General features: G+C 45.9%; 19 protein-coding genes. 4 read left to right on the forward strand and 15 right to left on the reverse strand.

The window, feature by feature from the left end; genetic code table 11:
* Positions 1-82: 82 nt before the first annotated feature.
* A complete protein-coding gene (fadE, locus tag AC55NX_RS01040) occupies positions 83-2,569 on the forward strand; it encodes an acyl-CoA dehydrogenase FadE (protein ID WP_496994059.1) in 2,487 nt (828 codons plus the stop codon).
* A gap of 124 nt (positions 2,570-2,693) precedes the next feature.
* Here the strand turns inward: fadE and AC55NX_RS01045 are convergent, their stop codons facing one another.
* Positions 2,694-3,941: a TIGR03503 family protein gene (locus AC55NX_RS01045; RefSeq protein ID WP_496994060.1), complete on the reverse strand. Its 1,248-nt coding sequence runs from the start codon at positions 3,939-3,941 to the stop codon at positions 2,694-2,696.
* 14 nt (positions 3,942-3,955) lie between these two features.
* Positions 3,956-4,693, reverse strand: coding sequence for a DNA polymerase III subunit epsilon (dnaQ, locus tag AC55NX_RS01050; RefSeq protein WP_496994061.1), 738 nt, complete (start codon positions 4,691-4,693; stop codon positions 3,956-3,958).
* A 57-nt stretch (positions 4,694-4,750) separates the two neighbouring features.
* Here dnaQ and rnhA point away from each other — a divergent pair, with 57 nt between their 5' ends.
* Complete coding sequence (gene rnhA / locus AC55NX_RS01055; protein ID WP_496994062.1) at positions 4,751-5,212, forward strand: ribonuclease HI; 462 nt, start codon at positions 4,751-4,753, stop codon at positions 5,210-5,212.
* Position 5,213: 1 nt separating this feature from the next.
* Here rnhA and AC55NX_RS01060 read toward each other — a convergent pair whose 3' ends face one another.
* Positions 5,214-5,945 (reverse strand): class I SAM-dependent methyltransferase, encoded by a 732-nt coding sequence (locus tag AC55NX_RS01060; RefSeq protein WP_496994063.1) that lies wholly within the window; start codon positions 5,943-5,945, stop codon positions 5,214-5,216.
* A 51-nt stretch (positions 5,946-5,996) separates the two neighbouring features.
* Between AC55NX_RS01060 and gloB the strand changes: the two genes are divergently transcribed.
* Positions 5,997-6,755: a hydroxyacylglutathione hydrolase gene (gene gloB, locus AC55NX_RS01065; protein WP_496994064.1), complete on the forward strand. Its 759-nt coding sequence runs from the start codon at positions 5,997-5,999 to the stop codon at positions 6,753-6,755.
* A 74-nt stretch (positions 6,756-6,829) separates the two neighbouring features.
* On the forward strand, positions 6,830-8,404 hold the full coding sequence (locus AC55NX_RS01070; protein WP_496994065.1) for a lytic transglycosylase: 1,575 nt from the start codon (positions 6,830-6,832) through the stop codon (positions 8,402-8,404).
* A gap of 87 nt (positions 8,405-8,491) precedes the next feature.
* Here the strand turns inward: AC55NX_RS01070 and AC55NX_RS01075 are convergent, their stop codons facing one another.
* The 12 genes from AC55NX_RS01075 to bamA form a co-directional block, all read right to left on the reverse strand.
* Positions 8,492-9,352, reverse strand: a complete 861-nt coding sequence (locus AC55NX_RS01075) for an endonuclease/exonuclease/phosphatase family protein (RefSeq protein ID WP_496994066.1) — start codon at positions 9,350-9,352, stop codon at positions 8,492-8,494.
* A 105-nt stretch (positions 9,353-9,457) separates the two neighbouring features.
* Complete coding sequence (glnB, locus tag AC55NX_RS01080; RefSeq protein ID WP_038183495.1) at positions 9,458-9,796, reverse strand: nitrogen regulatory protein P-II; 339 nt, start codon at positions 9,794-9,796, stop codon at positions 9,458-9,460.
* A gap of 269 nt (positions 9,797-10,065) precedes the next feature.
* The gene (gene tilS / locus AC55NX_RS01085) at positions 10,066-11,442 is read right to left on the reverse strand and encodes a tRNA lysidine(34) synthetase TilS (protein ID WP_496994067.1); all 1,377 of its coding nucleotides are present in this window, start codon (positions 11,440-11,442) and stop codon (positions 10,066-10,068) included.
* A gap of 184 nt (positions 11,443-11,626) precedes the next feature.
* Positions 11,627-12,586 (reverse strand): acetyl-CoA carboxylase carboxyl transferase subunit alpha, encoded by a 960-nt coding sequence (gene accA / locus AC55NX_RS01090; protein WP_496994068.1) that lies wholly within the window; start codon positions 12,584-12,586, stop codon positions 11,627-11,629.
* A gap of 44 nt (positions 12,587-12,630) precedes the next feature.
* Positions 12,631-16,110, reverse strand: a complete 3,480-nt coding sequence (gene dnaE, locus AC55NX_RS01095; protein ID WP_496994069.1) for a DNA polymerase III subunit alpha — start codon at positions 16,108-16,110, stop codon at positions 12,631-12,633.
* An 81-nt stretch (positions 16,111-16,191) separates the two neighbouring features.
* On the reverse strand, positions 16,192-16,806 hold the full coding sequence (rnhB, locus tag AC55NX_RS01100) for a ribonuclease HII (RefSeq protein WP_496994070.1): 615 nt from the start codon (positions 16,804-16,806) through the stop codon (positions 16,192-16,194).
* The gene (gene lpxB, locus AC55NX_RS01105) at positions 16,807-17,958 is read right to left on the reverse strand and encodes a lipid-A-disaccharide synthase (RefSeq protein WP_496994071.1); all 1,152 of its coding nucleotides are present in this window, start codon (positions 17,956-17,958) and stop codon (positions 16,807-16,809) included.
* A 95-nt stretch (positions 17,959-18,053) separates the two neighbouring features.
* The gene (gene lpxA / locus AC55NX_RS01110; protein WP_496994072.1) at positions 18,054-18,842 is read right to left on the reverse strand and encodes an acyl-ACP--UDP-N-acetylglucosamine O-acyltransferase; all 789 of its coding nucleotides are present in this window, start codon (positions 18,840-18,842) and stop codon (positions 18,054-18,056) included.
* A gap of 1 nt (position 18,843) precedes the next feature.
* Complete coding sequence (fabZ, locus tag AC55NX_RS01115) at positions 18,844-19,275, reverse strand: 3-hydroxyacyl-ACP dehydratase FabZ (protein ID WP_197413155.1); 432 nt, start codon at positions 19,273-19,275, stop codon at positions 18,844-18,846.
* Between the two features lie 149 nt (positions 19,276-19,424).
* The gene (lpxD, locus tag AC55NX_RS01120) at positions 19,425-20,456 is read right to left on the reverse strand and encodes a UDP-3-O-(3-hydroxymyristoyl)glucosamine N-acyltransferase (protein WP_496994243.1); all 1,032 of its coding nucleotides are present in this window, start codon (positions 20,454-20,456) and stop codon (positions 19,425-19,427) included.
* Between the two features lie 7 nt (positions 20,457-20,463).
* Positions 20,464-20,973 carry an OmpH/Skp family outer membrane protein gene (locus AC55NX_RS01125; RefSeq protein ID WP_496994073.1) on the reverse strand — a complete coding sequence of 170 codons (510 nt, stop codon included), beginning with the start codon at positions 20,971-20,973 and terminating at the stop codon, positions 20,464-20,466.
* 17 nt (positions 20,974-20,990) lie between these two features.
* Positions 20,991-23,411, reverse strand: a complete 2,421-nt coding sequence (bamA, locus tag AC55NX_RS01130; RefSeq protein WP_496994074.1) for an outer membrane protein assembly factor BamA — start codon at positions 23,409-23,411, stop codon at positions 20,991-20,993.
* Between the last annotated feature and the right edge of the window lie 21 nt (positions 23,412-23,432).

The raw sequence follows: 23,432 nt of genomic DNA on the forward strand, positions 1-23,432 counted from the left end.
CTTTTGCAACATTGCAACTGGTAAGACCTCTTTGATAGTTCTACGATAAAAACATCTGAATCTCCCGATTAAGGAAAAGAATATGAGTATTTTGCTCTCGATCGTCGTATTACTCGCGGTATGGGGAATTTGCGCCTATCATCGTCTCTCAATGGCATTGGGAACAGGAATGCTTACTGCGTCACTGATTGTGTTAACGCTACTTGGCCATGTCGGTTTCACATTCTGGGTCATTTACGCACTGATCATTGCCTGCATCACTGTTCCATCGATTCGGCAAAACCTGGCGACATCCCAAATTTTTACGCTCTTTAAACGTCAACTCCCAACGATGTCTAAAACCGAAAAAGAGGCCTTAGATGCAGGAACTGTGTGGTGGGAAGCCGAGCTATTCCGAGGCAAACCAGACTGGCAACAACTGCACCGCTATCAGGCACCTCATTTGACCGAAGAAGAGCGTGCATTTTTAGACGGACCGGTCAATCAAGTCTGTGAAATGGTTAACGACTATCAGGTCTCTCATGAACTGGCAGACTTACCACCTGAAATCTGGGAATACCTCAAAGAACAGAAATTCTTTGCCATGATTATCAAAAAACAATATGGCGGCCTGGAATTTTCAGCCTACGCACAATCTCTGGTGCTACAAAAACTTGCCGGTGTATCCGGTATTCTGGCTATCACGGTTGGTGTCCCAAACTCTTTAGGTCCCGGAGAATTATTGCAACATTACGGTACCGAGGATCAAAAAGACTATTATCTACCCCGGCTAGCAACCGGTCAGGAAATTCCCTGTTTTGCCCTCACCAGCCCTGAAGCGGGTTCCGATGCCGGTTCAATCCCTGACTTTGGCGTGGTTTGTAAAGGAACATGGGAAGGAAAAGAAGTCGTCGGAATGCGTCTGACCTGGAATAAACGCTATATCACGCTTGCCCCCGTGGCAACCGTATTAGGGTTAGCATTTAAGTTACAAGACCCGGAACATTTACTTGGTGAAGAAGAAAATATCGGCATTACCTGTGCGTTGATTCCAACCGATATGGCTGGTGTGGAGATTGGTCGTCGTCACTTCCCACTGAATATTCCATTCCAAAACGGTCCGACTCAGGGAAAAGATGTGTTTGTTCCGCTCGATTTCATTATCGGTGGCCCGAATATGGCCGGTAACGGCTGGCGCATGCTGGTTGAATGTCTGTCGGTTGGCCGCGGCATCACCCTGCCATCCAACTCAACCGGTGTCACCAAAACGGCGGCAGTCACAACCGGAGCTTATGCAAGAATCCGTCGTCAGTTCAAGCAACCGATTGGAAAAATGGAAGGGATTGAGGAACCGCTGGCACGCTTAGGCGGAAATGCTTACCTCATGGACGCTGCCTGTCAACTCACCGTAACTGGCATTATGAAAGGTGAAAAGCCCTCAGTTATTTCAGCAATCGTCAAATATCACTGTACCCATCGGGCTCAACAGTGCCTCAAAGATGCAATGGATATAACCGGCGGGAAAGGAATTTGCCTTGGCCCATCGAATTTCCTTGCCAAGAACTATCAAGGAGCCCCAATCGCAATTACGGTTGAAGGCGCAAATATTCTGACCCGTTCAATGATTATCTTTGGTCAAGGCGCAATTCGCTGTCATCCCTATATACTCAAAGAAATGGAACTGGCCCATTCTCAAAGTGATAATGCGATGGCGCAGTTCGACCAGACACTCAGTGCGCATATCGCTTACACCGTGAGTAATGCCGCTCGCAGTTTCTGGCTGGGTCTCACCAATGGGCTCGGGTCCGCAGCACCACATCAGGATGAAACCAAACGTTACTATCAGAGACTTAACCGTTACAGCGCCAATCTCGCACTCATGGCAGATCTGACAATGCTGACACTCGGGGGTAGTCTGAAACGTAAAGAACGCATATCTGCCCGTCTGGGAGATTTGCTGAGCCAATTGTATTTGTCTTCAGCGACACTGAAACGTTATGACGATGATGGCCGTCATACTGAAGATTTAGCCTTAGTTCGTTGGGCTCTGGAAGATAGTCTGAAACAGATGGAAGTAGCGCTGTCTGAATTGCTGGACAACTACCCGTCTCCTATCTTGGGTTATCTGCTCAAACGGGTACTGATGCCCTTTGGACGTGTTTGCCACGGTCCCAGTGACAAACTGGACCATCAGGTTGCGAAACTATTGCAATCCAACACTGCACCAAGAAACCGTCTGGGTCGTTATCAATACTGGTATGCAAGCGAACATAACCCAGCGGGTCGGATTCATCAGGCGCTGGACACAATCATTCAGGCAGAACCGATTTTTGATAAAATCTGTCAGTTGAAAAATAAACATTATCCATTCACTAATTTGGACCAACTGGCGAAAACAGCGCTGGATGAACAACTGATTTCAAGCGACGAGTCCGATTTACTGATCAAGGCAGAACAGGAACGACTCTATGTGATTAATGTCGATGACTTTGCCCCGGAAACGTTAGCAGCAGGATCACCGGATCATCCGAAACAGGAAAAAACCAAACGTACTAGCCGCAAAGCAGCCAGTCCGGTACAAGAATCATAACCGGCAGGTGTCGTAGAAAGTAGAAAAGGCAGTGTTATCCCCATAAGCAAGAATGCCAGTCAGTGATGCTGACTGGCATTCTTTTATACGAATAGCGTTCCCAAAATCACTCAGGATACCACCATTACTTTTTCGGCATATCGAGCTGTAGTGACACTTCAGATTTTTTCGCTTTCATCTTACGGACAACCATCCAGATCACTAATCCCAGAATCAAAGCGCCGATATTCCCTAATGCGATATAAATCAGCTTCCACTTCCTCGCTGACTCCCGCTGTTGCAGTATCTCTTCCTGCTGTTCCTGCTTAATTTTTTCAGCGAGGGCTTTCTCTTGCATAAGACGCGTCTGCTCGATATTCAGATCTTCCACCACACTATACGTATGCTCAGGGATAGGGAAAATAAGCGGCCGCTGAGAGTTGACCTCAGTCGCATAGACTTGGCCATTCCATTTAAAGTTACCCACTTCGCCATTGTTAGGAATCGCCAGTTTAACGGTCAGGGATTCACGGCCGGACTGACCTTCGGCAACAAAGTGATTGTCATATCGATCCCAGTGATCGATATGTGCAATCACCGACCCCGGTTCGATGGTTCCTTCTAATCCGGTAAACACCACTTGATGGGGTTGATCATCAACTCGGGACTGAATAAAAGACGTGGTAATCGGTGACGGATAAACCAGCACTTCCTGTTCCTGAGCGCGTAAAAAAACACCATTCCCTGAGGTAATCCGGGCCCGGTATCTTCCCGGTTCAGAGAAAATGTTCAATTTGACGGTGAAGACACCATCTCCGGGTTTCTCATCGAGTCCTCGGCCATCATCGGAAAACTCCCCGATCACATCCGGAGTCGGGCGTGCTTCTTTGACCAATTGGGCTTCATTCTCGATATATTTAGTAAAGGTCACTTTTAATTTTACGCGATCCAAAAAATCACGAATCGTTAACGGCTTATCATCTGAAGTCAGTCTGGCGGTAAATTTAATCTCTTCGCCCTGATATAACCGTAACGGGAGCTGGTCGGTGGTCAACGCCAGATTTGAGATCAATCTGATATTATTTTTGGGTGTCACTTTCCCCACCGCTTGCCAAGGGCCGGGCATAGGCTTATCAATTGAGATAATATCCATTGATGGTTCCTGATACCAACGCACATTATCCGGATGCCGCCATGAATAGTATTTGGTACCATCGGGGCGAACTAATACGACAGGTTTCGAGGGCTTTTCTCGGTAAACGACGAAAGTAATCTGACTGATCGTCGGGTCCACCCGAACACGATTATCCAACAAAGACACCGGAGAATTTGTTGCAGCATAACTTCCCAGCGATACCCATAGCCCGATAAAGATCGTTAACACCCGCAACATATATATTCACTCTCCTACTGACGCCAAAGACAGCTGCCATTTTTTTCAACTAAATCTAAACGATCTTGATGTGCTTGTATTTCATCGGCAGTTGCGCTTAAAACCTTTAGTGATTTTCGGCCGGCAGCCACTCTGCGAATCGCTTCTCCGCCATCTCCGGAGCTTTGTCCTGCCGAAAACTGCAGGGAGGTTTGCCCACCGGTCATGAACAGATAAACGTCAGCAAGAATCTCCGCATCGAGCAAAGCCCCGTGCAATGTCCGATGTGAGTTATCGATGCCATACCGTTCACATAACACATCCAGATTGTTCCGCTTACCGGGGAAAATCCGTTTGGCCATTGCCAGTGTATCCGTCACCTTGCAATACTGCTCGGTTTTACCAATATTGGCATTCAGCTTGGCAAATTCATAATCCATGAAGCCGACGTCGAACGGTGCGTTGTGGGCGATCAGCTCAGCCCCGCGAATAAATTCCAGAAAAGCCGCATGGACATCTTTATATTCCGGTTTATCGACGAGAAATTCATCGGTAATACCGTGAACTTCAATCGCTTCGGGCTGAATTTGACGATCCGGCTTGAGATAGACATGAAAATGTCTGCCGGTCAGTTTACGATTGATGATTTCAACCGCTCCGATCTCGACGATCCGATGTCCCTCATAGTGCGGACCACCATCTTGGTTCATACCTGTGGTTTCCGTATCAAGAACCACGATGCGATGTATTTCAGAATTGTTGCTAGTATTCATTGGGATAACTGTGTCAGACTATATTGATTCAATCACTGTGGCTTATAGTATCAAATCATGGCGAAACAGGTGGAAATTTTCACAGATGGTTCTTGTCTCGGCAATCCGGGACCGGGTGGGTATGGCATTGTTCTGCGTTATAAAAGCACTGAAAAAAATCTTTCTCAAGGCTTTCGGTTAACCACGAACAACCGAATGGAAATGATGGCAGCCGTTGTCGCACTGAAAAGCCTCAAAGAGTCCTGTCATGTCATTCTGACAACGGACAGCCAGTACGTCCGACAGGGAATTACTCAATGGATTCATAACTGGAAAAAGAAAGGCTGGAAAACCGCAGATAAGAAGCCCGTCAAAAATGCAGACTTATGGCAAGCACTGGATCAAGAAACCCAGCGCCATAAAATTGAGTGGCGCTGGGTCAAAGGCCATGCCGGTCACCGGGAAAATGAAATTTGCGATGAGCTGGCTCGCACAGCGGCCGAATCCCCCACCGCTGATGATGAGGGATATCAACCGTAACCTATTGCTCAGAATGGACGCTGTAGTTGACTCGAACCGGGCTCAGCGAACGTTTTAACCGCCAGTGCGGTTTAATCGGAATCAGCGGATAGGTTCTTTTTCTGGCAACGATAAAGTACAGACTGCCGAAAGTACGACAGCAATCACTGATATTGTTTTCCAGCCAAGTCCAGAGCGGGCGATAATTCTGAACCGGAAACAATGCATACCGTTCACATTCAAGCACTTGATAGTTCAAAACGCCTAGCCAATCACTAATACGGCTGGGCGTGAACATGCGCCCACTCCACGGCAAATATTTCTTGCGCCACGGTAAGATACTCGCACATCCGGTCAGACTCATCGGATTAAATCCAGTCACAATCAGATAACCATCATCAACCATCACCCGATCAACTTCTCTGAGCATTCGGTGCGGATCGTTACAATAATCGAGCTGGTGCGCCAAAATGACCACATCAATACTTTTTTCCAGAAAGGGTAAATCATAACCATCGGCAATGAGCGTATGCAACGGGTTTTCCAGATCCAAATGGACTTGATGTTGAATATTTGAAAGACTACTGGCAAGCTCACAACTTAAGCCACCCAATTTCAGCATATGATAACCAAATAATCTCGGCCACCACTCATCTAACCGGGTTTGTATCGACTCACTGACCCATTGACCATTTTTCAACTGGTCCCAAGAGTGTGGCTTATCGATTTTTTTTTCACTGCGTGCCGGTTCCATGACTGCCCCGCTACATAAGCTCAATAAAAAGAAGGTGAATGGAGATAACTCATGTTAAACATCAAAAGCATACCTGCATTTCGCGATAATTACATCTGGCTCATCCAAAATCGAGATCAACACTGCGTCGTTGTCGATCCCGGTGATGCTGGCGTTGTCATCGACTACCTTACATCCAATCACCTGACTTTAGATGCCATCCTCATTACACATCATCATGCCGATCATATCGGTGGCATCAGTGAACTCGTGCGACACTTTCCTCATATTCATGTCGTCGGCCCGGCCAATGAAGCAATACCGGGCATCACTCATGCCGTCTCCGGTGGTGATCAAATTGAAGTTTTCGACCATATATTCCATATTCTCGATTTAAAAGGTCATACAATGGGACATATTGGCTATTTGGGTGAATCTGAAGTTTTCTGTGGTGACACGCTATTTTCTGCCGGATGTGGCCGCCTATTTGAAGGGACTGCGGAGGAAATGTGGCAGTCATTACAAAAATTGAGTGCCTTGCCGGAAGATACCAAGGTCTACTGTGCTCATGAATATACGGCCAGTAATATTGCTTTTGCATTAGCCGTTGAGCCGGAAAACCAAGCATTACAAGCTTATCGCGATACAGTTAACCGCTTGCGTGCCCATCATCAATCCACTGTACCAACAACCATCGGGCTAGAGAAACAAATTAATCCTTTTTTGCGCCCGGATCAGGCCGAAATTATTAAATCCGTCTCAGATAGGACCTCTGACCTTGACCCCCTTTCAGTTTTTACGGTATTACGTGAATGGAAAAATGAATTTTAACACTTCCTCTCTTGTCATCGTTATCCTGAGACAAGTATTATCACGGGCTGTGTAAAAAGGGCTGTTATTAATCTATGAAAATACATATCAGTTGGGTGCTAATGCTGTTAGTCGCCGGATGTCAAACCACCCAACCGTTTGAACAAGCGAGTGTTTCCGAACCGACACATACACAGTCTCCGGAGCATTCAGAAAAAGCAGCCGCAAAGCCGCCTGCAATGTTCCAGACGGCTGTCGAAAAACAGAAAAAAATCCCCTCCCCACAGGAACAGGCCGACTTGTGGCAACGCATTATTATGCAGTTTCGTCTGTCGGTGCCGGATGAAGCATCGGTGAACCGCTATCGGGCTTGGTATCTCAAACACCCCATACATTTAGAAACGGTCGCCCAAAGAGCAACACCATTTCTCTATCTGATCACTGAAAAAATTGAACAACGTCATCTACCGCTGGAACTCGCACTACTCCCCGTCGTTGAGAGCTCGTTCGATGCTTTTGCCTACTCTTATGGCAGAGCCGCCGGTTTATGGCAGTTTGTACCTTCAACCGGAAAAATATATGGTCTGAAACAAAATTTTTGGTATGACGGGCGCAGAGACGTTGATGCGGCAACCGACGCTGCGTTAGATTATCTTTCGTATTTGAACAAGAAATTCGATGGCAATTGGTACCATGCCATTGCAGCTTATAATAGCGGCAGTGGCCGAGTCTCATCTGCGATTCGAAGAAATAAAAGAAAAGGGCTGCCAACCGACTTCTTCTCATTAGATTTACCCAAAGAGACCAGTAGTTATGTGCCTAAACTGCTGGCACTGGTCGATGTGATTGCCCATCATCAGCAATACGGAATTAAACTGCCACCGATTACCAACCAACAAGTATTGGCTCGCGTCGATCCCCAAAAGCAGCTCGATCTTGCCGTTGCCGCAAAGTATGCCGGTATCAGTGTCAAAGAGCTTCAGAGCTATAATCCAGCTTTCAATCAATGGGCAACATCACCGAACGGTCCATATCAGTTACTGATTCCTGTAGATAAAGTCAGCACTTTTGAACAGGCCATCGAGGCCGATGACGGACAAGGCATGAAACTGATCCGTTATCAGGTCCAGTCCGGGGATGCACTGAGTACCATTGCTCAAAAATACAATACGACAACGAAAGTCATCCAAACAGTCAATCATCTCGATGGGATGCTGATTCGGGTCGGACAGTATCTGATGATTCCAACCTCAGTCAAAGATGAAAAAGCTTATGCACTCAGTATGAGTAATCGACTGGCGAAGATTCAGTCCAAAGTCAGAGGGCAATATAAGATGACTCATCGAGTGCGCTCAGGGGAAAGTTTATGGACGATTGCCAAACACTACCATGTCTCTCATCAGTCTCTGGCAAAATGGAATGGGATGAGCCCGAAAGATCCGCTCAAGATTGGCAAATCACTGGTTATCTGGAAAAAAGCCAGTGACGGAGCGATCATTCGAACCTTATTTTACAAGGTTCGCAATGGTGATACTCTCAGTGGCATTGCCAGTAAATTCAGAATCAGCACGTCAGATATTATCAAATGGAATAGCCTGATGGAAGAACAGTACCTCCAACCCGGCCAGCAATTGAAATTATATGTCGATGTAACCAAAGTCAGTGTTTAAGCACAGCAATCGCTTTACCGGTACAGTCATAACGTACCGGTAAAGCCCTTCCGATTGCGTAATAGAACTCACTTCTGAATAAAATACCTACTTCGGTAGAGAGAAAGAGACCAGAATCGGATTATGATCCGATGCAGTGGTCTGAACCACACTAGCCTGCTTGAGAATCAACCCTCGGTAAAAGACATGATCAAGCGGATGAGAAAGAAACTGCTTACGCTGATCATGAGTAAAGTGCACTTCCTGCATTGATAATGATGCCATCATCTGATTGACCAATTGAATCCTCACATCACTCCAGCTATTAAAATCACCGGCAAACAAGATCGGTCCCTGATGAGACGCCAATTGTTGTGTCAGCTGTTGTAGCTGCCCCTGAAATGCTTCTATCCCAAGAGAAAAATTAATAGCATGGACATTCACCACAGCCAGCGTCTGCGCCTGAGATTGACTTAACGGGTAATAGGCGACCAAAGCCGATTTCGGCAGACGAATCAGCGGCTCGTCAGCAGTATACGCACAAGCTGAGATGGGCAGTTGCCGCGCAATATTCATCACACCGGCAGACTGATTAAAAACCGAAAAGGCGCGGACCTGTAACGCAGACAGATTCTGTTGCATCAACCATTGATACAGCGGCGAACCAAAACTTGATTCCTGAAGCAAGATCAACTGTTTGTGGCGACTATATTCGGTCAGTGCCGGCTCCCAATCGGAGCGATTTTCTTTATAGATATTCCAAACCAAAACATTCAAAACCCCTTGGTTATCAATCGCAGCAGGAGTATGACCATTTTGATAACATTGCTCAGCAAATGAAGGCGCGGATGACTTGGCAGGTATCAACGTCATCAATTGCGGTGAATCCGGTACTTGAAAAACAATCGTCGCACCTAATCCAGAAAGGAGTAACAAGACAGCAAGAATGATCGCCAATCTTTTTTTCATGGTGTGTTTTCCGGGAAATAATCAAAGAATAAAACGGCAGGATAAATCAATCGTTCATGACAAAGAAGGAGCCAACGGCTCCTTCCGTTAATTAGCTTCCGTTAGTTAAATAGCGTCTTCGTCTTCTTCACCCGTGCGGATCCGAATCACTCGCTCAACATCTGTAATAAATATTTTGCCGTCGCCAATTTTTCCTGTTTGTGCCGTCTCAATAATGGCATCAACACACTTGTCAACAACATCGCTGGATACAACGATTTCCAGTTTCACTTTCGGCAAAAAATCCACCATATATTCAGCGCCGCGATATAGCTCAGTGTGACCTTTCTGACGACCAAATCCTTTGACCTCTGACACGGTCATTCCCGTAATTCCGACATCGGCAAGCGCTTCCCGAACATCATCGAGTTTGAACGGTTTAATAATAGCTTCTATCTTTTTCATGTTCATCCTTTAAACTTTATGGGTTGCTGACATTATCGATTACCAGAAGAAAACATTCAACAATCCCTCAACTGACAAGCAATCATCGCGCCAATATGAAATGAATGGATTAATAACTTTTTCTTGGCATCATCTACGACCAGCACCTTAAGATTCGATTCATCCGAATCAACCTCAAACTAGCACAACGAGAGACTTGTGCAATACCATCAAACGGCATGGCTTTCTCAATCATAGGTTGTTTCGCTTTGATATCTAGCTTCAGCTATCTATGTAGCAGTGCCCCAAATCAGCTCATAGTCTGAACCATAAAAGTGCTCATCAACAAACAAACCCGCCACGGCTATCACTTGTTGTCTGCTGATCAGAATCGGCATTCTCCGCCGTTGCCAGCTAGGAATCCGGTATTCTTGAAACAGCTTCTTCAATTTGTGTCGTCCTCTCCGTCCAACGGGAGAAGCAACCAGACCTTCAGGGTTAAAGGTCACCCGAAGGGGCATCGACAGACAACGTTTATCCAACCCAAACGCAGCTTGTTTCTCAGTCGTGCCCTCTGTCAGTAAAACACTCTCTGTCAGTAAAGCACTCTCTGTCAATAAAGTGCTCTCGGTTAATGTTAGTGTGCCCAGTCCATCAGGAAGTTCAACCGGATGATTGATTTTTATCTGGCATTGCCAGTCACTGATATCTGCATAAACAGGAATACAATAGAGATAACCGTCAAAGCGACGAACTTCATCATTACCGATACGACAGCGCGGATTAGCATCTGCTTTGGCCTGCAAAACCTGATGACTGATATTTTCCAGCTGAACCCGACTCGGCATCTGATGTCCGAGCTGCTCAAGCCACATGCGTAATATCTGTGCCTGCACCGCTTTGCCACAATCTAATAAGTAACCAGTCGACAAACCATTGTCCGGCTGCAATGCTGCCTGATAACGTTCTTGGAGTAACTCGTTGAGTAAGGCTTCTTGACTGGCACATAACTCGGCACTGCGTTGTACCGCTTGTGGAAAATGAGGCCAGCGATCCACCAGCAAAGGCATCACCTCGTGACGAATAAAATTCCGGTCAAAACGAGTATCCTGATTACTCTCATCTTCAACCCAACTTAACTGATGTGTATTGGCATACGCCTCAATCTCTGCTCTGGAGCGATGCAATAATGGACGCAATAGCCATCCCTGATGAAATGACATCGATGCCGCCATACCCGATAATCCTTTCGGACCACTTCCCCGTTTGAGAGCCAGCAGAAATGTTTCCAGTTGATCATCACGATGTTGTCCGGTCAGCAGCAGATCGCCCTTGTCGATATAGCGCTGTAACGCCTGATATCTTGCCTGACGCGCCGCAGCTTCCACACCTTTACCTTGCATCTCGAGCTGAATATATTCCACCTGAAAAGGTATCTCTTCCTCTGCACACCATTGCCGGCAACATTCAACCCATTGGTCAGCAGACGCACTCAGTCCATGATGGACGTGCACCGCCATTGCCGGACATTGATTGTCCCGCATATAGCGAGCCAATAGATGAAGCAAGACTCGCGAATCAACACCACCACTCAATGCCAGAATACATCGAGCCTGCGATGATTGAATATGGTTGGTCATAAACTGAGAAAAATCGTGATAAAGCATTGCGGTCGCATTTCAAAAAATCACAGGAGGCAGTCAGTTTACCTTGGGCTTTTGCCAGTGAAAACCGGAATTAGCCTCAATGAAGTAACGACGCATAAGTAAAAGGGAGATCCGATTCGGATCTCCCTTTTAATCGTATTCAATACGCAGGTACAACAAAACACGTTTGTACCATCAATCGCACTTAACAATAACCATAACTCATTAGTCGCTGATAGCGGCGATCTAATAAAACATCCTGATCGAATTGACGCAGTTCCTGAAGCTGTCGTTGCAACGTCGCTTTCATTCGCTGTGCCATTTGCTGATGATGGCTATGTGCCCCCCCTAAAGGCTCTTCGATAACCTCATCAATCAGTCCCAGCTCTTTCAATCGTGGCGCAGTTAGCCCCATGGCTTCTGCCGCTTGAGGTGCTTTATCAGAATCACGCCACAAAATAGAGGCACACCCTTCAGGAGAAATTACAGCGTAGGTTGAATATTGCAACATGTTGACATAATCACCGACACCGATAGCCAAAGCACCACCGGAGCCCCCTTCACCAACCACGTTACAAATGACCGGCACTTTCAAACTGGACATCACTTTCAGATTAGTGGCAATCGCTTCTGATTGGCCGCGTTCTTCAGCACCGACACCGGGATAAGCACCAGCCGTATCGATAAACGTAATAATCGGCATGTTAAAACGCTCCGCCATTTCCATCAGACGCAGGGCTTTACGATAACCTTCTGGTTTTGGCATCCCAAAGTTACGCTTCACCTTCTCCCGAGTTTCACGCCCCTTCTGATGACCAATGATCATCACAGGCTGCCCATCCAGACGCGCCATACCACCGACAATGGCTTTATCATCGGCATAAGCACGATCACCAGCCAGTTCATCAAAATCAGTAAAGACATGTTTGATGTAGTCCAAAGTATACGGACGCTGAGGGTGACGGGCTAATTGAGCGACTTGCCACGCACCTAAATCACTAAAGATTTTTTTCTTCAGTTCGATGCTTTTATTTTCTAGCTGTTCGATCTCTTTATCGAGATCGATTGAGGTACTCCCGCCATGACGGGAAACATCTCGCAACGCTTCAATTTTCGCTTCAAGTTCTGCAATTGGTTTTTCAAATTCTAGAAAATTCAGGCTCATTTACCGATCCTTTTTGACTCAGCTTTCTCTGTTTTCAGCTGAATTTAGTTAAATTCGAGTTCAACTTGGCCGGGACCAAGCAGTTGTTTCAGTTCATCCAGCAATGTATCGTTCGGCGTCACTCGCCATTCTGTACCCAAGGTCATTTTCGCTCTGGCATCAACCCGTTGATAATAAATATGTATCGGTACACTGCCGGAGCGGTGAGGTTCCAGAATACGGCTGAAACGCTCAAAAAATGGTTCATCAATCTGTGTTTGAGTGATTGATAAAGACAAACTCTTGGCATATTTTTCTCGTGCTGAATCTAAATCCATCACTTCGCGGACAGTCATTTTAAGCCCACCACTGAAGTCATCAAAGCTGACCTGTCCGTTTAGGACCAGAATTTTATCTTTTTCAAGCAATTCTGCATACTGTTCCAGCGCATCGGAGAACAACATGGCTTCTAACCGACCGGAACGGTCATCCAATGTCAATATTCCGATACGCGAGCCTCGCTTCGTCGTCATTACCCGTGCGGCAATCACCAATCCCGCTACTTTTAGTGATTGATCGCGCCGGGTTGGCGTCACATCCTTTAATCGACAATCGGTATAATAATTGAGTTCCTTCAGATACGCATTCACTGGGTGCCCAGTTAAATAAAGCCCCAGCGTATCTCTTTCACCTTCAAGCCATACCTTTTCCGGCCATGGCGGCACTTGGGTATACCGTTGTTCTACCGCTTCCGGAGCATCGGTCAACACACCGAACATATCCGTTTGACCAAATGATTCGGCCTGACGATGTTGGCTGGCAGCTTTGACAGCGTCATCCAGAGAAGCCATCATTGCTGCGCGATGTGGTCCCAGACGATCAAGCGCACCGGCATAAACCAGCTTCTCGATAACACGCTTATTCACCCGTTTTAGATCAACACGCGCACAAAAATCAAATAAGTCTTTAAAATGTCCGCCGGCATTGCGGGCTTCGAGAATAGCATCAATCGGACCTTCACCAACACCTTTTATCGCCCCGATACCGTACACGATAGCGCCCTGTTCATCGACATTAAACCGATAAAGCCCTGAATTAATATCAGGCGGTAGCACCGTCAGATTCATTCGGATACATTCATCGACCAAACCGACTACTTTTTCGGTATTGTCCATATCCGCAGTCATCACCGCGGCCATAAACTCCGCTGGATAGTGCGTTTTCAGCCATAATGTCTGATATGAGACTAGTGCATACGCTGCCGAATGCGACTTGTTAAACCCATAACCGGCGAATTTCTCCACCAAGTCAAAGATTTTCATCGCAAGTTCGCCATCAATACCGTTATTGATCGCGCCTTGTTCGAATATCGCCCGCTGCTTCGCCATTTCCTCTGGCTTCTTTTTCCCCATTGCACGACGCAACATATCAGCACCGCCCAATGTATAGCCAGCCAAGACCTGAGCGATTTGCATGACCTGTTCCTGATAAAGAATGATGCCATACGTTGGCTCAAGAATCTCTTTGAGCGACTCATGCTGCCACTTTTCATCAGGATAAGAGATCGGCTCGCGCCCATGCTTCCGGTCAATAAAGTTATCCACCATCCCTGACTGCAAAGGCCCGGGACGGAATAACGCCACCAATGCGATAATATCTTCGAAACAGTCCGGCTGAAGTCGTTTAATCAGGTCTTTCATCCCACGCGATTCAAGCTGGAACACCGCAGTTGTTTCTGAGTTTTGCAGGTTGCGGAATGATTGTGAGTCAGCAAGTGGAATCGCTTCGATACGAACCGGAGGTTCCCCTCGCTTTTCTCGTCGTGGATTAATCAGACCCAGCGCCCAGTCGATAATCGTCAGTGTCCGCAGCCCCAAAAAGTCAAACTTCACCAGCCCCGCTGTCTCGACATCATTTTTATCGAACTGAGTGACCGGATAGTGACCTTCCGGATCACAATAGATGGGGGCAAAATCGGTAATCGTCGTCGGTGAGATTACCACCCCACCGGCATGTTTACCCGCATTTCGGGTACATCCTTCCAGAATCCGACACTTGTCGATCAGCTCTCGGACTTCCTCATCGACATCATAGAGTTCTTGCAGCGCCGGCTCAGCTTTAAATGCTTTTTCCAGAGTCATGCCCGGATCGGGTGGCACCAGTTTGGAAATACGATCCACGAATCCAAACGGATGTCCCAAAACCCGTCCCACATCACGAATGACTGCTTTCGCCGCCATCGTACCGAAGGTAATGATCTGAGAAACCGCATCTCTTCCGTACATCTCGGCAACGTGTTCGATCACTCGGTCACGCTTATCCATGCAGAAATCGACATCAAAGTCAGGCATGGAAACCCGCTCAGGGTTAAGAAAACGTTCGAAAAGCAGATCGTATTCCAACGGATCCAAGTCAGTAATTTTCAGCGCGTAGGCCACCAGAGAGCCGGCACCTGAGCCTCGCCCGGGCCCCACTGGGATATCATTATCTTTGGACCACTGAATAAACTCCATGACGATCAGGAAGTAACCGGGAAATCCCATCTGGTTAATCACATCGAGTTCAATCTGCAAACGCTCATCGTATGCCGGACGTTTTTCCTGCCTGACTTGTGGATCAGGAAAGAGGAATTCAAGTCGTTCTTCTAGTCCTTCTTGCGATTTTTTGACTAAAAAGTCATCGATATTCATCCCTTCCGTGGGGAAATTCGGTAAGAAATACTCACCGAGCCGCACCGTCACATTACAGCGTTTGGCGATTTCGACTGTATTTTGCAGCGCTTCGGGAATATCTTTGAACAGCTCACACATCTCATCTTCGCTACGGAGATATTGCTGCTCACTATAGTGTTTGGGTCTGCGAGGATCCTCGAGCGTGTAACCGTCATGAATTGCCACTCGAATTTCATGCGCATCAAATAGATCCCGGCTTAAGAAGACGACTTCATTGGTGGCCACGACCGGTAAATCATATTGCTCCGCCAATTCGATGGCAAAGTGCAGATAGGTTTCTTCGTCAAGGCGGCCGGTTCGGATTAACTCAAGATAAAAACGATCAGGGAAATAGGTCTGATAAAAGTCGACATACTGCTCAACCAGTTTCTGATTACCTTTCAGTAACGCCTGACCAATATCTCCGTTTTTACCACCGGACAAGACGATTAAACCTTCCGAGTGTTCAGCCAACCATTCTTGGTCAATCACGGGCTGATGCTGGATATGTCCGCGGAGATAGGCTTGTGAGATAAGCCAAGTCAGATTTTTATAGCCGGTGTTATCAGCCGCAAGCAATGTCAGGCGAGTCAGATCATCACCGAATGCCTGCGAACGGACTGAAAAATCAGCACCGATAATCGGCTTCACACCACAGTTATGAGCTGTACTGTAAAATTTCACTAAACCGCACAGGTTAGTAAAATCAGTTAACGCCATCGCCGGCATTCCCATCTCTGCAACCTTCTTGACTAAAGGCGGCACTTTTGACAGCCCATCAATCATAGAAAAATCACTATGAACTCTGAGATGGATAAATTTAGGGTCAGACATGTTGATGAATATCCTGTTCAGAAACGGTAAAAAACCACCGTCTCCGTATGTAAAAACGCAATAACCAAATATTGTACGTGATTATCGATCTAAGTCCAAAATACGTCGTACAGGTTTGAAACTTCTGCGATGCGCGTCAATCACACCATAATGTTCAATCGCTTCCAGATGCGCTTTGGTCGGGTAGCCTTTATGCTGTGCAAATCCATATTTGGGATATTGCTGATCCAATTGCATCATTTCCTGATCTCGAGTGACTTTCGCCAAAATCGAGGCGGCACTAATTTCTGCCACGCGCAGATCGCCTTTTACGACAGCCGCCGCAGGTACAGATAATGACGGAATCCGGTTACCATCCACCAAAACAAACTCAGCCGCAACCGGCAAGGCATGAACGGCTCGCTGCATGGCCACCATGGTTGCCTGCAAGATATTGAGCCGATCGATTTCTTCCGCAGAACAACGTCCAATCGCCCATGCGATTGCCTTTTCCTGAATTTCGGGAAAGAGCGCCAATCGTTTTTTTTCGGATAATTTTTTCGAATCGGTTAAACCCGAGATCGGCCGAGTCGGATCTAAAATCACTGCAGCTGTCACGACATCGCCAACGAGAGGCCCGCGACCAACCTCATCCACCCCGGCAAAACGTTGGTAACCGAGCGGGTATTCAAAAGGAGGGAATTCAATGTTAGCCATTTACAATCGCTCTATCAGGTTTAAAACAGCGTTGGCCGCCTGTTTATCTGCATCTTTGCGGATCAACTGGTGAATTTCTGTGAACTTACTTTGCATCAGACGATTATCACCATCGAATAGAACACAGACTTCCCGGTATAAATTTTCCACCGTACATTCGTCCAGCAATAATTCCTTCACGATCTCTTCATCAGCAAGGATATTCGGTAACGAAACATATTTTGTTTTGACTAATCGCTTCGCTAAGAAATTGGTTATCGCATTAAATCGGTAGCCGACCACCATGGGACGATTTACCAGCATGCATTCTAATGCCACGGTCCCGGAAGCAAGCAGTACCGCATCCGCCGCAGTAATCACAGTTCTCGCTGTACCGTCAACGAGCACAAAATCTAATTCAGGTGCAACTTCCTGCCACACTGCTTCAAATTGAGCACGTCGTTTATTATTCACCAGTGCCACTACAAACCCTAAATCGGGATAGCGCTGACGAAGTTTCTGACAAGTTTCAATAAAAGGGCGACATAACATTTTCAGTTCGCTACCCCGGCTACCGGGAAGCACGGCTAACCAACGTTTTTCTATCTCCAGCCCTAATGCTGCCCGGGCCTCATTTTTATCCGAAGACAACGGAATCGCATCCGCCAATGTATGGCCGATAAATTCACATGGCACGTTAAACCGATCATAAAAAGCTTTCTCAAACGGCAGAAATGCCAAGACCAGATTGGTTGCCTGAGCAATCTTATAAATACGCTTTTGACGCCATGCCCAAACAGAAGGGCTCACATAATGAACAGTGATGGTACCGGCATCTTTCAAATTACGCTCCAGGCGCAAATTAAAATCCGGGGCATCAATACCAACAAATACATCCAGGTCAGCTGCTTTAAAATAGCGAACGAGCTGAGATTTGATCTTGAAAAGGCGAGGCAGTCTTCCTAAAACCTCGGCTAACCCCATGACAGCCAGTTCTTCCATATCAAATAAAGATTCACAACCCAGCGCTTTCATTTTAGGGCCAGCGATTCCGACAAAATGAGCATTAGGATACTGTTCTCGGATCGCTTTAATTAGCCCTTCACCCAGCGTATCACCGGATAACTCACCGACCACGATGCCAATATTGAGCGGCTTACTTTTATCCAACATGATTGATTTTGAATCCCTAACAGACAGCATAAATGGAGACCAACAAAAAAAGATCGCTCAATTCAAAGCGATCTTTTCTGCTGATTGTTCATAAATCAGCGGATAATACCGCGTACAGACTGCATCAGAAAGTCCAGAAAAACCTGAACAGCGGGGCTTGATTGCGCTTCTTTTGCAATTTCCGTTTTGGCTTCGTCCAGCTTAAGACCACTACGGTACAATAATTTATAGGCACGGCGAATTGCGTGAATCTCAGATTTTTCAAATCCACGTCGCTTCAGACCTTCGACATTAATACCGAATGGAGCACAATGGTTCCCCTGAGCCGTGACATAAGGCGGAACATCTTGAACGACTATCGAGCCACCACCCAACATCACATGCTCGCCAATATGGCAAAACTGATGAATCGCACACATCCCGCCCACAATTGCATAGTTTCCGACAGTTACGTGTCCGGCAAGCGTTGCGTTGTTGGCAAAAATACACCGATCACCAACGATACAATCGTGTGCAACATGCGCATTGATCATAAACAGGTTATCGCTGCCGACTTGCGTAATTCCCTGATCCTGCACTGTACCACGATGCATTGTGACACTCTCACGGATGGTGTTTCGATCACCAATCACCAGTTGTGTGTCTTCGCCTTTGTATTTTAAATCCTGACAAGCTTCACCGATTGAAGCAAACTGAAAAATACGGTTATCTTGGCCGATTTTCGTTGTGCCTTTAACAACAACATGGGACAGTAACTCGGTTCCGTCACCGATTTCCACACTGCTTTCGATATAACAAAATGGGCCGATTTTTACATTCGCACCGATCAGAGCACCGTCTTCAACGACTGCTGTAGGGTGTATCTGAGCTGTTTCATGAATCATACTAAAACTCTCTACGAGCACATTTTAGTTCCGCCGAGCAAACGACTTCACCATCAACTTTTGCCACTCCGGTGAACAACGCAATTCCCCGACGATCTTTCAGGAACTCCACTTCAACGATTAATTGATCTCCCGGAGAAACCGGTTTGCGAAACTTCGCATTGTCAATACTAGCAAAATAATAAAGCTCATTCTCTTTAGGCGCGCCAAAAGTTTTAAATGCGAGTAAACCGGTCGCCTGAGCCATCGCTTCAAGAATCATGACTCCCGGAAACACCGGTAATTGAGGAAAATGTCCGGTGAACTGAGGCTCATTGAATGAAACATTTTTCAAGCCAACTAAATACTTCCCTTCCTCATAATCCATCACGCGATCAATCAGCAAGAATGGGTAACGATGTGGAAGGAGTTTCTGAATCTCAGTGATATCCATCGTCTTATTTTCAGTAGTCAAAGTCATATTCCTATATAAATCAATAAAAACCAATATGGGCATTCCCAACAAAAAAGGCTCACACGATGCGAGCCTTTCTCTATACCCTTCCCCGTTCAATCAAATCCGGCTCAGGATACATCGCAGAATTAAGATTCCACTTGTTGCTCCAACTGTTGTTCAACGGCTTTCAACCGTTTATGCATATCTTCAATCCGAAGGACTCGGGCTGCAGTCTTACGCCACTCTTTATTCGGTTGAAGAGGAATTCCTGAAGAATAAACACCCTTCTCAGGAAGACTCCGCATCACCATCGCCATGCCAGTAATTGTAACACCATCTACAATTTCAATATGTCCATTGATAACTGAAGCACCACCGATGACACAATATTTTCCTATCGTAGTACTTCCGGCAATAATCGTACCACCAGCTATTGCCGTACCATATCCGATGTGCACGTTATGGGCGATCTGCATCTGATTATCAAGGATAACATTCCCCTCAATGACCGTATCATCGAGAGTTCCCCGATCAATCGTCGTCGATGCGCCGATTTCAACACGGTTACCGATTCTGACTGTACCCAACTGAGGAATTTTAATCCACTCTCCTTGTTCGTTGGCATAACCAAAACCATCAGAACCGATAACGCTGCCCGATTGAACCAAGCAATCAGAGCCAATCACCACCCGATGATAAATACTAACATTCGCCCATAAACGGGTATTATCACCAATCTCAGCATGTTGACCAATAAAACAGCCGGCACCAATGACAACATTATCTCCCAAAACGACGCCAGATTCGATGACAGAATTGGCGCCTATCGAGACATTGCTTCCCAGAACAGCATCTTCAGCAATGACAGCAGATGCAGCAATACCTGATGAAGGTGCCGGAGTCGTATCCAAGGCTTGAGCCACTTTTGCAAAAGCAACATACGGGTCATTCACGACCAATACATTCTTTGGACATAGCGACTGATGTGAAGCCTTGACCATGATCACCGATGCCTGACAGCTACCTAAATGCTGCGCATATTTCGGATTGGACAAGAAAGTGATATCACCTTCTTTTGCGGTATTCATCGGTGCGACAGCCCCGACCGTAACGGTCGGGTCGCCAATTATTTCACCATTGGTGATATCTGCCAGCTCGGCTAATGTCAGTTTTACCATCATATAATTATTTCAACGCTTTAATAACCTTGTCTGATAGGTCATATTCTGGTTTGCCGTATTGCATAACCTGTGTATCAATGACCATATCAAAACCTTCTTTCTGAGCAATTTTTTCTACCGCATCATGAATGACTTTCAGTAGTTTACCCTTTTCTTCCGCTTCTCTCTTAGAAGAAGCTTGTTCTAATGCCTGCGATTTAATTTTAAACTTACTATCAAGTTGTCCAATTTCGATGCGAAGTTTCTCGACTTCACTTTCACTCATCAATGAACTGTCTCTTTTCAGTTTTTCAACTTTCTCTTTTGCTTCAGTCCGAATACTTTGTAGCTCAGCGGCTTTATCCTGAAACTCCTGCTTCATTTTTTGCAGAACAACTTCTCTTTGAGGAAGCTGTTGGAACACTCTTGCAGTGTTGACATAGCCGATCTTCTGCGCAGCTTCGGCTGCCAGACTAAAACATGACATGCTCAAAACAGCTAAACCAACACAGATCGCTTTGATATGATTCCTCACAATTAATATCCTCATTATTAGAAAGTTTTACCTATCGTGAAGGAGAAAAATTCTTCATCGTCCCCTTCATATTTCTTAATCGGCTTGGCAATTGCAAACACAAGTGGACCCATAGGAGACATCCATTGCAATGAAACCCCATACGACGAACGGTAGTTCGTCGGATCAGAATAATCGTAATAGTATTCATTACCATAATCTGAACCACGATCACTATAACTAAATTCAGTATCCCAAACGCTCGCCATATCATAGAAGACACTTGTCCGAACCTGATTCTGAGCTTCTTCAGATACAAACGGAGTCGGCACAATCAACTCGGCACTGGCTTGCATCACTGCATTACCACCAGCCGATTCATCGGTCGCGGTCAATGTGCCATTGTTGCTGTCTGCGAAGCTTTTAAATACGGCTCTGGGGCCCACCGAGTTTGAACTGAATCCTCGTAACGTAGAGAATCCACCTGCATAAAAGTTCTCATAAAATGGGTAAAGGTTATCACTATCACCATTTTTCCCATAACCATTCCCGTAACCCAGCCTTCCTCTGAGCAGCAAGGTAAAATTGTGCTGCTTCGTCAGTGGGAAATATTGTTTGATGTTATATTGAACCTTGAAATACTGGGTATCAGACCCCGGAACCGTAATTTTATAAGAAGCACGTTGATAATTGCCTTCCGTCGGGAAATAGCCTTTATCGAGATTGTTACGTGTCCAGGTAAAATTGAGGTCAAAATCGTTAGTCACAAAACTAACCGTTGAACTTGTATTGGCGTCGACTCCCTGAGATAACAAAAACTTTTCAATCTGCACATAAGGAGACAGATCACCAATCATGTTATGTGTATATCCGATACCAAACGCAAAGCGGTTGAGTTCATCGTAAGGGAATCCCCACGTCAGACTAGTTCCATAACTCTCATTGGTATAGTCAACAATTCCTGCTTCAGACGCTTCAAATTCATTATAGAAGATCTTACCCCCTAAGCTAATACCATCCAAATTCCAATAAGGATCGTTATAGCTCAAAGTGACATTTTTCTGAGAATCATTGATAGTCGTCGTAATACCGACACTATTTCCGGTTCCCAAGAAGTTTTCTTGTTGTAATCCCACCTGAAAACTCATGCCTGAATCGGTACCATAACCGATACCAAAATTGACACTACCTGAGTTGGCTTCTTTGACGTTATAGACGAGATCGACCTGATCATCACTACCGGGTACCCGGACTGTCTGCACATCAACCGTTTCAAAAAATCCCAGACGATTCAAACGTGTTTTACCGGCATCAATCGATTTAGAGTTCAGCCAACTGCCTTCCATCTGACGCATTTCACGACGGAGGACTTCATCTTTAGTCACCGTGTTACCGACAAAACGAATATCTCGGACGTAAATCCGCTTTCCGGGAGACACTTGAACGACAAGAGAAACTTCTTGTTTGTCGTCATCAAATTCAGGGATGGTTCGGACTGTCGGATAAGCGTAGCCGGATTCACCAAGAATTTTCTTGATGCTGCTTTCCATTGCCGTCACGGAAGAGCCTTTGTAGATATCCCCTTTTTCAAAAGGTACCAGTGTCTCAAACTCTTTTTCTTTGCCGATTAAATCACCCCTGAAGGTCACTTTTTTAACCGTATAAGGCCGACCTTCATTTAGGTTGAGGGTAATATAAACCCCCTTCTTATCCGGAGAAATTGAGACTTGAGTCGAATCAGCCTGAAATTTCAGATACCCGCGATCAAGATAAAATGACTTGAGCTTTTCCAAATCACCGGCAAGGATTTGCTTTTGATATTTATCTGAAGATAAGAAGTTCCACCACGAGACATCGGCATTCAGATCAAAAAGTGCCAGTAATTCTTCATCACTGAACACATGGTTACCAATGAAATTGATCTGCTGAATTTTGGCAGAAACACCTTCGGTAAACACAAATTTGAGGTCGGCTCGATTACGTGGCAGCGGTGTGACAACCGCCTTTACTGTCGCATTGTATTTTCCGACACTGTAATAGAAATCTTCCAGACCTTTTTCGATATTACTCAGCGCAGTACGATCAAGCGCTTCGCTAACCCGCACACCTGAAGCTTTCAGGTTTTCAGTTAACTGCTCATCTTTAATCGCTTTGTTACCTGAAAAAGAGACACTGGAAATCGTTGGCCGCTCTTTCACTTTGACGACCAACGTTCCCTCATCCCGAAATACCTGAATATTCTCAAAGTTACCGGATGAATAGAGAGCCTTGATTAAATCGGCAATGTCCTGAGATCCAACCGTGTCTCCGACACGAATAGGCATTTTCAATAATGCAGCCCCAAGCGTGACGCGCTGCAATCCATCAACTTGAATGTCCTGAACAACAAACCGCTCGGCACCGTAAACAGACATACTGCTGACAAGCGCTGTTGTCAGGATAAGCTTTTTTATCGCCATCGTTATTCTAATTATTCCTTT

The organism is Vibrio rubrogenes, from assembly GCF_059641415.1.

Coding starts and splice junctions, on each gene's coding strand:
- fadE (WP_496994059.1), top strand. CDS start 83: ATGAGTATTTTGCTCTCGATCGTCGTATTACTCGCGGTATGGGGAATT.
- AC55NX_RS01045 (WP_496994060.1), bottom strand. CDS start 3,941: ATGTTGCGGGTGTTAACGATCTTTATCGGGCTATGGGTATCGCTGGGA.
- dnaQ (WP_496994061.1), bottom strand. CDS start 4,693: ATGAATACTAGCAACAATTCTGAAATACATCGCATCGTGGTTCTTGAT.
- rnhA (WP_496994062.1), top strand. CDS start 4,751: ATGGCGAAACAGGTGGAAATTTTCACAGATGGTTCTTGTCTCGGCAAT.
- AC55NX_RS01060 (WP_496994063.1), bottom strand. CDS start 5,945: ATGGAACCGGCACGCAGTGAAAAAAAAATCGATAAGCCACACTCTTGG.
- gloB (WP_496994064.1), top strand. CDS start 5,997: ATGTTAAACATCAAAAGCATACCTGCATTTCGCGATAATTACATCTGG.
- AC55NX_RS01070 (WP_496994065.1), top strand. CDS start 6,830: ATGAAAATACATATCAGTTGGGTGCTAATGCTGTTAGTCGCCGGATGT.
- AC55NX_RS01075 (WP_496994066.1), bottom strand. CDS start 9,352: ATGAAAAAAAGATTGGCGATCATTCTTGCTGTCTTGTTACTCCTTTCT.
- glnB (WP_038183495.1), bottom strand. CDS start 9,796: ATGAAAAAGATAGAAGCTATTATTAAACCGTTCAAACTCGATGATGTT.
- tilS (WP_496994067.1), bottom strand. CDS start 11,442: ATGCTTTATCACGATTTTTCTCAGTTTATGACCAACCATATTCAATCA.
- accA (WP_496994068.1), bottom strand. CDS start 12,586: ATGAGCCTGAATTTTCTAGAATTTGAAAAACCAATTGCAGAACTTGAA.
- dnaE (WP_496994069.1), bottom strand. CDS start 16,110: ATGTCTGACCCTAAATTTATCCATCTCAGAGTTCATAGTGATTTTTCT.
- rnhB (WP_496994070.1), bottom strand. CDS start 16,806: ATGGCTAACATTGAATTCCCTCCTTTTGAATACCCGCTCGGTTACCAA.
- lpxB (WP_496994071.1), bottom strand. CDS start 17,958: ATGTTGGATAAAAGTAAGCCGCTCAATATTGGCATCGTGGTCGGTGAG.
- lpxA (WP_496994072.1), bottom strand. CDS start 18,842: ATGATTCATGAAACAGCTCAGATACACCCTACAGCAGTCGTTGAAGAC.
- fabZ (WP_197413155.1), bottom strand. CDS start 19,275: ATGGATATCACTGAGATTCAGAAACTCCTTCCACATCGTTACCCATTC.
- lpxD (WP_496994243.1), bottom strand. CDS start 20,456: ATGGTAAAACTGACATTAGCCGAGCTGGCAGATATCACCAATGGTGAA.
- bamA (WP_496994074.1), bottom strand. CDS start 23,411: ATGGCGATAAAAAAGCTTATCCTGACAACAGCGCTTGTCAGCAGTATG.